Source organism: Clostridium beijerinckii (assembly GCA_003129525.1).
Lineage (GTDB): Bacteria > Bacillota > Clostridia > Clostridiales > Clostridiaceae > Clostridium > Clostridium beijerinckii_D.
Genome location: CP029329.1, coordinates 1,278,977 through 1,294,625 on the forward strand (window position 1 = coordinate 1,278,977; position 15,649 = coordinate 1,294,625).

The window sequence follows — 15,649 nt, forward strand, 5'->3', positions numbered from 1 at the left end:
TATGGGTTTTACAAAAACTGCAATTAAGCGTCCTCTTACTATAGTTATGTGTTTCTTAGTACTAATTATGTTTGGTCTTATAGGATACTCAAAAATGACGGCAGATACAATGCCAAAGATGGACATACCAGTTTTATCAATTCAAACTGTATGGCAAGGGGCAGGACCAGAGGACATTGACAAGCAAATAAGTGAGAAAATAGAAGAAAAAGTTTCAGCGGTTTCAAAGGTTAGTACAACAGTAACTCAATCACAAGAAAGTGTTTCAGTTGTTGTAATACAATTTGAATATGGAACTGATGTAAATACTGTAATAAATGATGTTAAATCTAAAGTAGATGAAGTTAAAAGTCAATTACCTGATGATGCAGAAACACCATCAGTTATTAAAATGGATGTAACTAGTGCAGGTTCTATAGGGAGATTAGTTATTTCAGGTGGTAAAGATAATGACGACTTAATGAAATATGCAGAAGATGTTGTACAAACAAAAATTAAAACTGTAGATGGCGTTACACAAGCAGATATTGTGGGCGGAGAAAAATCACAGGTTAATATAACAGCAGATCCAGCAGTATTATCTAGTTATAATGTTAGTTTGGCAACAATCAAAGGTGCACTACAAGGCACTAATAAAACTTTCCCATACGGTTCTATTATTGAAGGGGAAGATAAAATTGTTTTAAGAGGAATGGATCAAATAAATTCATTAGAGGATGTAAAGCAAATTCAAATTTCTACCAATAAAGGACAAACGGTTAGATTAGATGAAATTTGTAATGTTGAATATGGTACTGTAGAGAAAAAGGATGTATATAGATTCAACGGCAATGAAAGTTTAATAATAGATGTTAAGAAGCAACAAGATGCTAATACAATAGAAGTTATGGAGGGCGTTAATAAAGCCGTAGCAGAGTTAAGTAAAGGCAATGCACAATATGAGACTAAAGTTGTTAGTGATTCAAGTGAATATATTACAAACTCTATTAATAATGTAATGTCAGAAATATTTATAAGTTCTACTATTGCATTTATTATAATTTTAGTGTTTTTAAAGAACATTAGAGCATCAATTGCTGTATCATTAGCAATTCCTACATCGATAATAGGTGCAATAGCCTTTCTTTATTTTACTGGTGAAACAATAAATATGCTTACTTTAAGTTCATTGGTAATATCGGTTGGACTTGTTGTAGATAATTCAATTGTTGTTATAGAAAATATATTTAAGTATAAGCAAAAAGGAAACTTAACCAATGAAGAATGTGCTTTGGATGGGACAAGAACTGTAACTAGTGCAATTACAGGATCAACACTTACAATAATATGCGTATTTTTACCTATATTATTTACTGATGGTATTACTAAAATAATATTTCAAGCTTTATCCAAAACAATTATTGCTGCGTTAACAGTATCATTAATTGTAGCACTTACACTTGTACCTAGTATGTTTAATAAACTAAGTGGTGGAAAAAATGCTGCAAAAATGAAGGAAAAACCTTCTCCTATTTTTGATAAAATAAGTGAAGCTTATATGAAACTAATAAATGTTTCATTAAAGCATAAAAGCATAGTGGTAATAATAAGTACTGGATTATTTGTTGCTTCTATATTTGGAGCTACATTTTTAGGAATGGAGTTTATGGCAGCATCAGATAAAGGTCAATTAAGTATAAATATAGAATTGCCAGAAGGATTGTCATTAGAACCAAGTGATTATTATGTTTCTATGGCAGAAGAGAAGATTTCTGATATTCCAGAAATAAAAACAGTAATAACAACATTAAAAACATCTAGTAATGAGAATAGTGCTAGCATAAATGTAGAATTAGTTCCAAAAGAAGAAAGAAAAAAATCTACAGATGAAATGGAAAAAGAAATAGCTGATATAATGAGTACTGTGCCAGATTGTAAAGTAACAGTTGCAGCAAGCAGTAGTTACAGTACAGGTAGTAGTTCAGATTATTCTATGCAATTAAAGGGACCTGATTTAGATACATTAGATGTATTAGCAGGACAAGTTCAAGATAAGTTAAGTGGTATAGAAGGATTTGAAAATGTAGAAACATCCATTGCTGATACATCAGAGGAAGCCCAATTCATAATAAATAAGAAAAAAGCAAATGAATATGGTATTAACGCTTCATCAATTGCTTCGCTATTGCACACAGCTGTAGTTGGAGATTCAGTAACAACAGCTAAGATAGATGACTATGAAGTAGATGTTAACTTGAAATTTGAAGGAAATAGCATTGATAATTTAGAAGATATAAAACAAATAAAAGTTATGTCTAAAACTGGTGAAGAAATTCCACTTGGACAAATAGCAGACATAAAAATGGCAGATGGATTGAAGAAAATTAGTAGAACAGATGGAGATTATTCAATAGATATTACAGCTAACCTTGAGGGAGTAGATACAGGAACAGCAACTACAAAATCAAAAGCTGCAATAAATGAATTAAATTTACCACAGGATTATGAAGTAATTACTAGTGGTAACGCAGAAATGATGAATGACTCTATGAGTGGACTTGTATTTGCAATGCTAATTGCAGTAATATTAGTATATATGGTAATGGTAGCTGAATTTGAATCATTTAGTAAGCCATTTATTATAATGACTTGTATTCCATTTGCTTTCGTTGGTGTTGTTGCGATATTGTTAATAACTCAGATAAAAATTAGTATAATAGGTATGTTAGGTATGATTATGCTAGTAGGTATTGTTGTTAATCATGGTATAGTAATGATTGATTATATTGAACAACTGAGAAAATCTATGGAAGGAAAAGCAAGCATAGAAGAAATAGTTTCAAAAGGTTCTTCAGCAAGATTAAGACCAGTTATAATGACAGTTTTAACAGCCACAATGGGTATGATACCAACAGCATTAGCTTTAGAAGAAGGCGGAGAAATGATGCAATCACTAGGGGTAATAATTATAGGTGGTCTTAGTGTTTCAACATTAGTTACATTAGTATTGATTCCAGTCATTTATGTTATTTTCTATAATTTAGAAAGTAAATTTGCTGATAAAATTCATAAAGTAACTGGGAAGATATCAGATAAGTATGAACAATTTAAAAAAGAAAAAATAAGCCCTAAGTTTAGTAAATTTACAAATAATGAAATAGAACCTAAAGTAATAGACAAGAATACAAAGATAGAAAAATAGGTTTGAAAAAATAAAATTAATAAGATAACAAATTAAAAGGTGCTATTTTTGATTTTAATTAATATAAGGTATAATTAAAGAGAATTTGAAATAGTCCCTTTAACTAAGAAAAAAAGATGTATTTAATAATAAGACATATTCAAAAGAGTAAACTTAGTATATAAGCATATTTTTTAATATGCACAAGGTAAAATTTAATGCAGAGGTGAATAGATATGAGAAAGAATATAAATAAATTAGTTGCAGTTGCAATTGGAGTAAGTGTTATGAGTGGGAGTATTATGCCAGTATTTGCAGCAGATTCTACTTCTCAAAAAACTGCGACCGTTAAAACAAGTACACAAGCAAAAATAAAACCAGTACTTACTTTAAGCGATGCCATAGATGCAGGGATAAGTGGTAATGATAAGATAAATTTACAGATAAAAAAGATTAATCTTGAAAAGGACAAGCTTGATATTCAAGAAGATATTGATGATGATGGATATCTATATGACAGTCAAGAAGTAAAAGTAAAGCAAGAAGAGCAAAATAAAGATTTTCTAGAAGATCAAATTTCACAAAATATTACTAATTTATATAATGATTTAGTAACACAAGAAAAAAATCTAGACAAATTAAAAAAACAAATTGAAATTAAAACTAAAGAAATTAATGATGCTCACTTAAAGCAAAGTTTAGGATTAATAACTTCAATAGATATGAAAAGTTCGCAAATTGAACTTGACACTTTAAAGAATAATGAAACAAAAGCAGAAAATAAATTAAAAAACAGTCAAGATTATTTAAAAGTTTTAACAAGTAAAGATTTAAATAATTATGTTTTAGAACAAGATGCTGATTATGAAGTGTTTAGAATAAATGGTTCAGTAGATAATTATTTAGATAAAGTAGTTGAAAAATATTGTGAATATGATAAAGATAGCAGTGATCTGTTAAAAGACTATATAAAAGATCTTAAGAGCAACGATATTGATGTACCACAACAAAGTGAATTTTCAGATGAGGTAGCATCAGTTGTTGGAGTGAATGGAGAGAAAGTAGGGACAGTTACAACTGAAACGGCTAATGAAAAGTATCAAAACGCAGTAGCAAGTTATAAAACATTTTTAGAAACAAAATACAATTCGAGTGCTGCATCAGTTGGGGTAGAAGAAAAGAAAAAGAGTTATAAGAAAATATTAAATGAAAGTTATACAAGTCTTCTTGATTTAGAAAATCAAATTAATGTTATGAAGAGTAATATTGAAGTTAATAATAAGAATCTAAGAAATGCAAAGTTAAAATTGGATTTAGGACTATTAACTAAAACTCAATATAATAGTCAAGTTTTAGCTAACGGAGATTTAGAAACTAATTTAAGAACATTAATTGATAATTATAATAAACTTAAAAATAATATCCAAAAACCATGGTTGATTAATAATTAATTTCCAATTATTAATTGTCAAATAAATATAGAGATTGATTAAATGCAGTTAACAATTAATGAACAACAATTGTTAGCTGCATTTTGTTACTTCTTATAGTTGTTAAAACAAAGAAATACAATAATGATTGTTAGAAATTTTAAATTTGTCATTAAAAACGTAACACAAATTTGAAGTTGTTTAAGTTGAAAAGGTATTCATCATGGGATAGTATAATAAATGAAAGAACTAATATTAATTATAAAAAATTAAATAGGAGGTTTTATTATGGAAAATAACAAATCGTCTCTTAAAGGAAAAGTTCAGAGGTTAGGTAGTTTTTTAAGTGGAATGGTATTACCTAACATTGGAGCATTTATTGCTTGGGGTTTAATAACGGCATTATTTATTCCAACAGGATGGATTCCAAATGAATACTTTGCTAAAATGGTAGGTCCTATGTTAAGTTACTTGTTACCAATACTTATTGGATATACAGGTGGTAAAATGGTATATGGTCAAAGAGGAGCAGTAGTTGGTGCAATAGCAACAACAGGAGTTGTAATCGGTGCTTCTATCCCTATGTTCTTAGGAGCAATGATAGTAGGACCATTAGGTGGATACGTAATTAAAAAAGTAGATCAATTCTTCGAAGGTAAAGTTCCAACTGGTTTTGAGATGTTGGTTAATAACTTTTCAGCAGGAATTTTTGGAGGAATTTTATCACTTTTAGCTTATACATGTATTGAACCAGTAGTTACAGCTTTTTCAAATGGAATGGGAAATTTGGCTACAATAGTTACAAATATGGGATTGTTACCTTTAATAGCTATATTCGTTGAACCAGCTAAGATATTATTTTTAAATAATGCAATTAATCATGGAATATTATCTCCACTTGGAATACAACAAGCAGGTGAAATTGGTAAATCAATATTCTTCTTACTTGAAGCAAATCCAGGTCCAGGTCTTGGTATACTTTTAGCTTATACTTTATACGGAAAAGGAAATGCAAAACAATCAGCTCCAGGAGCTATAATAATTCACTTCCTTGGAGGAATACACGAAATCTATTTCCCATATATTTTAATGAAACCATTATTACTATTAGCAGTAATAGCAGGTGGAATATGTGCAGATTTAACTTTTGTATTAACAGGAGCAGGACTTGCAGCACCAGCTTCACCAGGAAGTATATTTGCAGTAATGGCTATGACACCAAAAGGTGGATTCATGTCTGTTTTAGCAGGTGTTATCGTAGGAACTGTTGTATCATTCTTAGTTGGTTCAATAATTCTTAAGTCTTCAAAAGATGATCAAGAAACAGAAAGCTTTGATGAGGCTCAAGCTAAAATTAAAAATATGAAAGTAGAAAGTAAGGGTGGACAAACTCCACAATCTCAAGCATTAAAAATTGATATTAAATCAATAGTTTTTGCTTGTGATGCAGGTATGGGATCTTCTGCAATGGGAGAATCTATTCTTAAAAAGGCTTTAAAGGATGCTGGAATTAGTGATATTACAGTTAAACATTCATCAGTTGATAGCATTCCAGATGGTACTGATGTAGTATTTACTCAAGAAAACTTATATGAAAGAGCAAGAAATACAGCGGGTAAAGCTGATATAATTACAGTTAAGAACTTTTTAGATCGTTCAAAGTATGATGAATTTATAAACACATTAAAATAATAATAAATAAATTAGATTGAAAATGAGTTGAAAAACATTAAAGGGGAGTGTCGCAAAATGATTAATTTTGCAACAGTCCCTTTTCTATATAGTAAAGAAACAATGAATTTAAAAGCATTTTTATTAAATATTAATAAATTTTAAATTTGTCATTGGAAACGTATCGCAACTTTGAACTTGTTTAAATTGAAAACACATTTAAGATAGTTTAATATAATAAATGAAGGAAATACTATTTAGTATATTAATTAAAATAAGAGATTCTAATTATGAAAACTATTAAGAAGATAACAAATATTCTGTTTAAAGAATGTATTCATCCCTGCAATATTACTTATTAGACTCCAAGGAAGTAATATTGTATATAATATAGGAATTGGAAGTCATGGTATAGTAATCTAAATGTGAAGAATTTATAAATATATTAAATAATAATCAAAAAAATGGGGTGAAATATATGGATAATTTAACTCCTAGACAACAATTTATATTAAATACAGTATTAAGTGAAGGCACTTCTAATATAAAACGTCTTCATAAGGATCTTGATATCAGTGAAAGAACTATTTTAAGAGAAATTTCTTCCATTAATAAGCAGCTAAAGAAAAGTGGAGTACTTATATTTAATGATGAAGATATGAAGTTAAGCATTTCCGGAAATGAAGAAAATATAGAAGAAATAAAAAATTCATTACAGATGGTTCCAATCCCGTGGTTGTTTAGTAAGGAACAAAGGCAAATAATAATTATATGTGAACTCTTAGTTAGTAAGGAGCCGTTAAAAGCTTCATACTTTGGTCATAAATTTAATGTAGTAATGGGTAGTATAAGTCTTGATATAGATAATATTGAAAAAAGACTAGTTTCTAAAAACTTGTGTGTCATTAGAAAAAGAAGTTATGGAATAAGTATTCAAGGGTCAGAGTGGAATAAAAGAAATACATTAGTAGAATTGTTCTTTGATTTTAAACCATTTGAAGATTTATTAGCGTTTCTCTATGATGAAAAAGTTGATCAAATGGTTAGTGCCTTTTTTAATATTGTTTTTGGAAATGAGCTTATCAACTTAGTAAAATCAATACTAAAAGATATAGATTTTAATTACTTAAAAGGAAATGATATTAAATATTTTAGTTTATTTATTCAAGTACTTTTATCTATAAAGAAGGCTGAAGACGATGAAATTATACATTTACCTGATGAAATTAAAAAGAATATTTTATCCCTACAGGAATATAAAAGAATACAGTTTTTGGGGCAGATGTTGGAAAAAAACAATATAAAGATACCAGAAGATGAATTAGTTTATTTATGTTTGTATTTAAGTGACTATAAATTCTTTTTTAATAATAAACATTTTGTAGAATCAGATATTAATTATGAGAGTATATCGAAAGAAGTTACAGAAGATATATCCAAAAAAATACATGTAGATATTGCAAATGATGAGCAATTAATAAAAGATCTAGCCCAACATTTTAGGCAAACATTTTATATGTTAAACTTAGGATTAAAAGTTATTAATCCATTAATTCATGAAATAAAAGAGCATTATTCAGAATTGTATAAGATTATAAAGAATACATGTAGATTTATATTTTCAAGATATAATTTCAAAATTCCTCCTGAAGAGGTAGGATATATAACCATGCATATAGTTGTTGCTATACAAAATCAACAAGCTATGTCAAAGAATATTAAAGTTATCGTTGTATGTCCAAATGGGATAGGTACTTCAAGAATGTTATGTAGTAAAGTAAAAGCTCGTTTTAATGATATAGACATTATTGATTTAGTATCTTTACATGATATTAATAATGTAATTGATGAGGATAAATATGATTTAATCCTATCGACGGTTCCTATTAGATTTAAAATAAAAGAAAAGTTAATCGTAGTTTCTCCTTTTATGACTGAAGCTGATGTTGAAAGAATTAGTAATTTTATATCTAATTTTAAAGTTAATAACAAAAATGAAGTGGAATTATTTGATAAGATAAATGATGATAATGTCACCAATGATGAATATGAACTAGCTAATGTTATGGTTAAGAATTTTCAACTAAAAAAATCAAATAGTGATTTATTTGAAGATTTAATAAATTTCATTGTAGAAGATATTTGTGAAATCAATATTGGAAAAAATAAAGAAGTAATAAGAGAACTTATTTTTAAACGAGAAAAAAATGGAAATGTAGTTATTCCTGGAGCTCATGTGGCTCTTATACATACAAGAAGTGATGAAATTAAGTCTCCATTTGTAGGAGTGTATAGAATAAAAAAGCCATTAGCTATGAAAAGTATAGGATTTTCAACTGAAGAGGTGGATACATTTATAGTTATGTTTGCAAGAAATAATGAAAGTAATTATATACTTAAAGTTCTTGGGAAGATAAGTGTTTCACTAATAGAAAAGAAGGAATTTGTTGAAGTACTAAAATCAAGTAATGCTATAGATATTAGAAACTATTTAATTAATATTATTAATAATGAGGAGGAAGATTAAATGGGAAAAGAAATTTTAGTAAAAGAAGGAATCATATTAAATGTTGCTTCAGAATCTAAAGGTAAGGCAATAGAAAGAGTAGGTACTCTTTTAATTAATGGAGGTTATGTTAAAGAAAATTATATAGAGGGAATGAAAGCTAGAGAAGAGGAAGTTACAACTTACATGGGAAATGGTGTAGCTATTCCTCATGGTATGAATGAATATAAGAAGGAAATAATAGAATCTGGTATAGTTATAGCTCAATATCCTAATGGTGTTGATTTTGGTGAAGGAAACACTGCATATATTGTAATAGGAATAGCTGGAAAAGGTGAAGAACACATGGAAATACTATCTAAAATAGCATTAACGGTTCAATATGAAGAAAATGTTGAAAGACTTAGAAATGCAAAAACTCCAGAAGAAATAATAAAAATTATAGATGAAGGGGAAATGTAATATGAAAGCTATTCAATTTGGTGCAGGAAACATAGGTAGAGGTTTTATAGGAGCACTACTTTCAAAAGCTGGATACAATGTAGTTTTTGCAGATGTAAATAATGAAGTGATAAATAAAATTAATGAAGATAAAAAATATAAAATACATGTTATGGATGTAGAATGTGAAGAAATAGTAGTTGAAAACATAAGTGGAGTTAGTTCAATAACAGATGCAATTTTAGAAGAAATAAAGGAATCTGAAATTATAACAACAGCTGTAGGCCTTGTTGTATTGCCAAGAATAGCACCTGCAATAGCTAAAGGAATACAATTAAGAAAAGAAGCTGGAATTAAAAAAGCATTAAATATTATTGCATGTGAAAATGCTATAAAAGCAAGTTCACAATTAAAAGATGAAGTAGAGAAATGTTTAAATGAAGATGAAAGAGCTTATTTAGAAGAATTTGTTGGATTCCCAGATTGTTCTGTAGATAGAATAGTTCCACCCGTTAAAAGCGAAAACATTTTAGATGTAGTAGTTGAAAAATTCTATGAATGGAATGTTGAAGAAAAAGCATTTAAAGGAAAAATTCCTAAAATAGAAGGAATGAACTTAGCAGGTAATTTAATGTCATATATAGAAAGGAAATTATTCACATTAAATACTGGTCATGCAATTACAGCATATATTGGAAACTTAAAAGGGTATAGTACAATAGATGAAAGTATTGCAGATGAAAAAATATATGATGTTGTTAAAAAAGCTATGACAGAAAGCGGAACAGGATTAGTAGAAAAACATAAACTTGATGCAGAAGCTCATGCTAAATATATAGATAAAATAATTGGAAGATTTAAAAATCCATATTTAAAGGACGATGTATCAAGAGTTGGTAGAGAGCCTCTTAGAAAATTAAGCGATAGCGATAGATTAGTAAAACCATTAATGACTGCTGAAGGATTTGGCTTTAGCGTAGATAATCTATTATTAGGAGTAGGTGCAGCACTTCATTATACTAATGCAGATGATGCACAAAGTGTAAAATTACAAGAGCTAATAAAAGAAAAAGGAATAAAAGGTGCTATAGCAGAAGTAGCCAATATACACGATAATGATTTACTAGAGAAAATAGAGAAAGCATATACAGCTGTTTTAACAATATAGAAATGCGTTTTAAGGTGGATTTTTATCCACCTTAATTTTATTACTATACTTATAGTAATAAAATAATCCATATAAGGTATCATGTCTTATTTGAAGCTACATTTTGTAACAAAAAAGTAAGATTAAAAATATATATATAATATAGACAATTCAAAGAAATATGATAGAATAAGCAGAGAGGTATAAAATAAAGAAAAAAAGGAGTTGGTAAATATAGAAGAGAAAAAATTTTGATGTAAAGAAAGCGCCAGGACATAAGTAATATTCAGTAGAAATTATGTTGTTGAAGAGAGAGTTTGGAAAAGAATTTCTTAAAATGAAACTCTATTCACTAAATTTTTAAAGGAGGTTAACTAGCTAAAGCTAGTTAACTAAGTTAGACTAGCTAAATCATAGATTTAGAGTCTCACTTATCACTTATGTTGACGAGGTTGGGGAGTATCGAAACTTCGGCGGGTGCCCCACGGTATCGCACTACCGTAAACGACTGGTAAAGCTGTAAAGTGATTTGCAGTACAAATTCAGTTTGGTGTTAAAACCTTTATTTTATTTTTAATTCCTAGGATTATTATGCCTTTTTATGCTTGTAGCTAGGATGAAACTAAAAAGAGAATAAAATTAAATATTATGAAAAAAGAGAGGAAGAATAAATATGTGCGGAATAGTTGGATATTTTGGAGAAAAATCAGCAAAATCTTTTTTAATAGATGGATTATCAAAGTTAGAATATAGAGGTTATGATTCAGCTGGTATTGCTGTTGTTAATGAGGGAAAAGTAAATATTGTAAAGCATAAAGGTCGTCTTTCTAATTTAACAGACAATTTAGACGAAAATAAAGCAGAAGGAAATGTTGGTATTGGACATACTAGATGGGCAACTCATGGAGAACCATCAGACGTTAATTCACATCCACATCAAAGTTCTAAAGGAGATATTACTGTAGTTCATAATGGAATTATAGAAAACTATTTAGAACTTAGACAATGGCTTAAAGGAAAAGGATATGAATTCATATCTCAAACAGATACTGAAGTAATACCAAATTTAATACACTACTATTATGAAGGAGATCTCTTCAAAGCAGTAGTAAAAGCTACTGAGAGATTACAAGGAAGTTATGCTTTAGGAGTAGTAAGTGGAGAAGAACCAGACAAGCTAATAGCAGTAAGAAAAGATAGCCCATTGATTATTGGACTTGGAAAAGATGAAACATTTATTGCTTCAGATATTCCAGCAGTAATAAGTTATACAAGAGATATTTATCTTTTAGAAGATAAAGAATTTGTATTAATAACTAAAGATGGTGCTAAAATATTAAATTCAGATGGAACAGAAATAAAAAAAGATGTGTTCAAAGTAACTTGGAATGAAGATGCAGCTGAAAAAGGCGGTTATGATTCATTTATGTTAAAAGAAATCAACGAACAACCAAAGGCTATTAGAGACACAATGACTTCTAGAGTATCAATGGATCACAAGGTTAATCTTGGAGATTTTAAGTTATCAAAAGAAGAACTTAATGAAATAGATAGAATATTTATAGTAGCTTGTGGAACTGCATATAATGCAGGTCTTATGGGAAAAGTAGCTATTGAAAAATTAGCAAGAATTCCTGTAGAAGTTGATATTGCATCAGAATTTAGATATAAAGACCCAATAGTAACTAATAAATCACTTGTAATTACCCTAAGTCAATCAGGAGAAACAGCTGATACACTAGCAGTTCTTAGAGATTGCAAAAAGAGTGGAGCAAGGACTTTAGCTGTAACTAATGTTGTAGGAAGCACAATCTCTAGAGAAGCTCAAAATGTAATATATACAATGGCAGGACCAGAAATAGCAGTAGCTTCTACTAAAGCTTATACAACACAAGTAGTTGTAATGTATTTATTAGGAATGTATTTAAGTGAATTAAAAGGATTGCTATCTAAGGAATTAGAGAAAGAATTAAAAGAAGCGTTATTATTAGTTCCTGAAAAAGTTAAAGAAGTTTTAGATAAAGCGGAAGAAGTTGAAAAAATAGCAAAGCTTTTAGCTAATGAAACAGATGTATTCTATCTAGGTAGAGGTGCAGATTATGCATTATCTGTAGAAGCATCATTAAAGCTTAAAGAAATTTCATATATTCACTCAGAAGCTTATGCCGGTGGAGAGCTTAAACATGGAACAATAGCATTAATAGAAAAAGGAACTAAGGTAATAGCAGTATTAACTCAAAAATCATTAAGAGAAAAGATGATAAGTAATATAGTTGAAGTTAAGGCTAGAGGAGCAGAAGTAATTGCTATTGCTTACGAAGGTGATGAACTAGATGAATCAGTTTTCGATAAAGTAATTAGAATTCCAGAAATTCTTAACTTAGTTTCACCAATAGTAGCTGTGGTTGCATTACAATTATTAGCTTATTATACAGCTAGAGATAAAGGCTGCGATATAGATAAGCCAAGAAATTTAGCTAAATCAGTTACTGTGGAATAAAAAATTATATAATTATAATAATTCATGTTATCGCAAAATAAAGTCGGTAACCGTAAAATAAAGTTGGTAACCGCAAAATAAAATCGGTAACCTATTTGAGAGTATGTTGAAAATAATATATATAAAAATAAGAGAGTTTTCGCTCTCTTATTTTTATATGATGAATAATTATACATATCTAAGATATTCTTTAAATCAATGTTATTAGTATTTTACATAGGTTGGTATTGGAGATTAGTTTGATTTATTTACTCCAAAAAACATCATGTTCGCTATCCATATTACTAACTTGAGCTACAGCACCACATTCACATTCATAATTATCACAGTTAGTATCAGGTTCTTCAATTTTTCCTTTATGTCTCATAAACCGTCCGCAATATTTACATTTTAAATGATGATTATCAATTCCATCATATTCATTAAATTCTATACACATATTAACACCACCTTATATTATTTATAATCTTCATTTTAAGCTATATATATATAATTCTCAATAATATTTCAACATTATATTTAATAAACTAAGGAGAAAATGAATGTTAAGCATATTTTATAATTGCTATCCAAATGAAATCACTTATAGTTGGTTTGCAAGATATTCACATATAAATGGAGATATAGGTCATACTACTATATCAAAAGAACTGTTTGGTAAAGAGTGTGTGAAATCTACAATATTATATCCTACATGTATGGAGAATTTTATTAAACAGCTTCCTATTGAGTGGAACATCACAATAAATGAAGTTATAAACAGGAATACTATAATACCGTTATTTTTACCATTTATGGAAAAAGAGAGAGCTAATAAAATTATTTCTAATATTAAAGATGGAGATACAAGAAGGTTAATAGGGGAAATAGGAATAAATACAGGAGATATATTTAAAGAAGAAGATAATATAAAGATATGTCCTAAATGTTATGAAGAGGATAAAGAAAAATATGGAGAGGCATATATTCATAGAAATTATCAAGTTCCCGGAAACTATATATGTAGTATTCATGAAGAAAGTTTATATAAATGTAGTATCCCATCTAATATACAGAGATGTGAGTATATAGACATCAATAAAATTAACATTAGCAATTTAGAGATGCTGAATATTAATGAGTTGTATAATGATTTATATTTAAATTTATCTAGAGATATTGATTATGTATTAAATGGATGTATGAAAGAATATGACACAAGTTCTATAAAAAGAAAGTACAAAGATAAATTAGAAGAAAAGGGGTTTTCAATATCAGGAGGAAGAATACCAATAAAAAAAATAATAGGTCAGTTTAATGAGTTCTATCCTAAAGAATTTTTGGAACATTTAGAGTCATATATCAATATGGAAAATAGAAAGAATTGGATTGGATTAATGTTAACTGATTGTTGTAGATTTATACATCCAATAAGACAGTTATTGTTTATACGGTTTTTATTTGGTGGGATAGAAGAGTTTATTATATATGAGAAGAAGAATATTAAGCCTTTTGGAGAAGGACCTTGGATGTGCTTAAATCCTGTATGCAGATACTATAAGCAACCTGTTATTAAAGAGATTAAGTATAGAAACTTTAAAAAGAAACCTGTAGGTATATTTACTTGTTTATGTGGGTACTCATATTCTAGAGTAGGTCCTGATAAATGTGAAAGTGATAAGAATAGATGTGGTAAAATAGAGGAGTTTGGAGAAGTATGGGTGAATATTTTAAGGAATTTAATTAAAGAAGGATGCAGTATAAGTGAAATAGCAAGACAAATGAGTTGTTACAGAAATACTATTATTAAACAAGCTACTAAATTAGGCCTTATTGATATGTTAAATACTAAACATAGGATGGAATATAAAACAGTAGAAAAGAAAATATCAAATGAAGTGTTAGATGAATATAAGAATAATATTTTAAATTTTATAAAAGAAAATTCTACAGCCAATAGACAGAAAGTTAAAGAAGCACTATCAAAGGAATGTAGTTTGATTTATATTAGGGATAGAAAATGGTGGAATGAAAATTTACCGAAAGCAATTAAAGTATCAGAATTTACTGTAGATTATAAAGATATAAATTGGGAAGAAAGAGAAAAAGAATTAATCCCATTAATACTAAATGCCATAGAAAAAATAAAAAATGAGGAAAAACCAAGAAGAATAACTAAAACATATATAGCTAAAAAGATGAATCAATATATGATTTGTAATAGGAGGAATTTAGAAAGATTACCACTTGTAAATGAAATTATAAAAAAGAATTGTGAAACAATTAGTGAATTTAATATAAGAAAGAACTTTATAAAGAAACATATGGAAATGAAAGTAAAAAATGAACATAACGTATAATTAATATGTATACTCAAATTAGATATATTAGCTAACAAGAACTATTTTTTATTATTATGGAGGTTGAGTTGTGGTTGGAAATAATTATTTAGATAGATTAAGTAAATATTCAGATGAAAATTTTGCATTGAACATTTTATTGGATGACTTAAATATATTGTCAGATGAGTTTATAGAGTACATGCAAAATAATGTTCCGAATTTGAATGAAATAACTGAGGTTGAGAGAATCTTTTTAACTAAGACTACATGTTTAATAGAATATTTCTTTATAAACAATGATATTAACGTTCCTTTATGGATAACTGATGATAGGCTAGTATTAACTGAACCATATGTTTTTGGGGCTAGGGAAAAGGATATTTGGTATTTAAAGACTATCTTAAGTTCTCCGCCAGTATTTAAGGCTAAGAATGTGTATTTTGATTTAGGTGCTTTGAAAAGAGTTTAAAATA

Annotated in this window: 10 protein-coding genes; 9 read left to right on the top strand and 1 reads right to left on the bottom strand. The window is 28.3% G+C overall.

Going from position 1 to position 15,649, the window contains the following annotated elements; translation table 11 throughout:
* Nucleotide 1 precedes the first annotated feature (1 nt).
* The 7 genes from DIC82_05560 to glmS all read left to right on the top strand — a co-directional run bounded on the left by DIC82_05560 (nucleotide 2) and on the right by glmS (nucleotide 12,855).
* On the top strand, nucleotides 2-3,181 hold the full coding sequence (locus tag DIC82_05560; protein ID AWK50533.1) for an AcrB/AcrD/AcrF family protein: 3,180 nt from the start codon (nucleotides 2-4) through the stop codon (nucleotides 3,179-3,181).
* 215 nt (nucleotides 3,182-3,396) lie between these two features.
* A complete protein-coding gene (locus DIC82_05565) occupies nucleotides 3,397-4,611 on the top strand; it encodes a hypothetical protein (GenBank protein AWK50534.1) in 1,215 nt (404 codons plus the stop codon).
* A gap of 267 nt (nucleotides 4,612-4,878) precedes the next feature.
* Nucleotides 4,879-6,282 (top strand): PTS mannitol transporter subunit IIBC, encoded by a 1,404-nt coding sequence (locus DIC82_05570; GenBank protein AWK50535.1) that lies wholly within the window; start codon nucleotides 4,879-4,881, stop codon nucleotides 6,280-6,282.
* Nucleotides 6,283-6,739: 457 nt separating this feature from the next.
* Nucleotides 6,740-8,788 (top strand): transcription antiterminator BglG, encoded by a 2,049-nt coding sequence (locus tag DIC82_05575; protein ID AWK50536.1) that lies wholly within the window; start codon nucleotides 6,740-6,742, stop codon nucleotides 8,786-8,788.
* Nucleotides 8,789-9,229 (top strand): PTS mannitol transporter subunit IIA, encoded by a 441-nt coding sequence (locus DIC82_05580; GenBank protein AWK50537.1) that lies wholly within the window; start codon nucleotides 8,789-8,791, stop codon nucleotides 9,227-9,229.
* Between the two features lies 1 nt (nucleotide 9,230).
* Nucleotides 9,231-10,376, top strand: a complete 1,146-nt coding sequence (locus tag DIC82_05585) for a mannitol-1-phosphate 5-dehydrogenase (protein AWK50538.1) — start codon at nucleotides 9,231-9,233, stop codon at nucleotides 10,374-10,376.
* A gap of 652 nt (nucleotides 10,377-11,028) precedes the next feature.
* The gene (gene glmS, locus DIC82_05590; protein AWK50539.1) at nucleotides 11,029-12,855 is read left to right on the top strand and encodes a glutamine--fructose-6-phosphate transaminase (isomerizing); all 1,827 of its coding nucleotides are present in this window, start codon (nucleotides 11,029-11,031) and stop codon (nucleotides 12,853-12,855) included.
* Between the two features lie 244 nt (nucleotides 12,856-13,099).
* Here the strand turns inward: glmS and DIC82_05595 are convergent, their stop codons facing one another.
* Nucleotides 13,100-13,294 carry a hypothetical protein gene (locus DIC82_05595; GenBank protein AWK50540.1) on the bottom strand — a complete coding sequence of 65 codons (195 nt, stop codon included), beginning with the start codon at nucleotides 13,292-13,294 and terminating at the stop codon, nucleotides 13,100-13,102.
* Nucleotides 13,295-13,397: 103 nt separating this feature from the next.
* Here DIC82_05595 and DIC82_05600 point away from each other — a divergent pair, with 103 nt between their 5' ends.
* Complete coding sequence (locus tag DIC82_05600) at nucleotides 13,398-15,194, top strand: hypothetical protein (protein AWK50541.1); 1,797 nt, start codon at nucleotides 13,398-13,400, stop codon at nucleotides 15,192-15,194.
* A gap of 70 nt (nucleotides 15,195-15,264) precedes the next feature.
* Nucleotides 15,265-15,645, top strand: a complete 381-nt coding sequence (locus DIC82_05605; protein AWK50542.1) for a hypothetical protein — start codon at nucleotides 15,265-15,267, stop codon at nucleotides 15,643-15,645.
* Nucleotides 15,646-15,649 lie beyond the last annotated feature (4 nt).